We start from the raw sequence: 1,341 nt of genomic DNA, 5'->3' as shown, positions 1-1,341 counted from the left end.
GCAAGGAAAAATGCTATGTCGAGTCGCAAACAAGCGAGACTGGAAGCAAAACAGTTCATTGATACACTCTCGGTACAGCCGTACCCAAACTCAACCAAAGTGTATGTAGAGGGTTCTCGTCCTGACATCCGAGTGCCAATGCGTGAAATTTCTTTGGCTGATAGCCTAATTGGTGGTACCAAAGAGGCTCCAATTTTTGAGTCGAATGAGTCTGTACGTGTTTATGACACCTCTGGTGTGTATACCGACCCAGATTACGCTATCGACCTTTATAGTGGCTTACCAAAGCTTAGAGAGGGGTGGATTGAAGAACGCAATGATACTGAAATCCTTGAAGATGTGAGCTCTGTTTACGCAAAAGAGCGTCTTGACGATGAAACCTTAGATGATTTGCGTTATGGCAACTTACCACGTATTCGACGAGCTAAAGCCGGAAAATGCGTCACTCAACTACACTATGCTCGCAAAGGCATTGTTACTCCGGAAATGGAATATATTGCACTGCGTGAGAACATGGGTCGCGCTCAATATCGCGATGACGTGCTGGTTCAGCAGCATCCCGGCCAAAGCTTCGGTGCAAATCTACCTAAAGACATTACTGCAGAATTCGTTCGTAAAGAAGTCGCAGAAGGTCGCGCCATCATTCCTTCGAATATCAATCATCCAGAATCTGAACCAATGATTATTGGCCGTAACTTCTTAGTTAAGGTGAATGCCAATATTGGTAACTCATCGGTCACGTCTTCAATCGAAGAAGAAGTGGAAAAACTTGTCTGGGCGACACGCTGGGGTGGCGATACCGTGATGGACCTTTCTACCGGCCGTAACATTCATGAAACTCGCGAATGGATTTTACGCAATAGCCCGGTGCCAATTGGTACGGTTCCTATGTATCAGGCTTTGGAGAAAGTAAATGGCATTGCTGAGAACCTGAATTGGGAAGTCATGCGCGACACGTTAATCGAACAAGCAGAGCAGGGTGTTGATTACTTTACTATCCATGCTGGTTTACTACTTCGCTATGTTCCAATGACGGCGAAGCGAGTGACGGGGATTGTTTCGCGTGGTGGCTCGATTATCGCTAAGTGGTGTCTAGCGCATCACCAAGAAAGCTTCTTATACACCCATTTCCGCGAGATCTGTGAAATTTGTGCGAAGTACGATGTAGCTCTGTCTCTTGGTGATGGCTTGCGTCCTGGCTCGGTTGCAGACGCGAACGATGAAGCGCAATTTGCAGAGCTGCGTACGCTCGGCGAGTTGACGAAAATCGCATGGGAATATGATGTGCAGGTCATCATTGAAGGTCCTGGTCATATTCCAATGCACATGATCAAAGAGAAT

Annotated in this window: 1 protein-coding gene; it reads left to right on the top strand. The window is 46.7% G+C overall.

Annotated elements, in window-relative coordinates:
- Positions 1-15: 15 nt before the first annotated feature.
- The coding region (gene thiC, locus R7Q47_RS24770; RefSeq protein WP_318089924.1) for a phosphomethylpyrimidine synthase ThiC at positions 16-1,341 on the top strand (1,326 nt) is incomplete at its 3' end.

The sequence above is a fragment of the Vibrio sp. Vb0349 genome (assembly GCF_033338975.1).
Note: the sequence above shows the minus strand (reverse complement) of the source record. Positions and strands in the feature narration are given on the sequence as shown.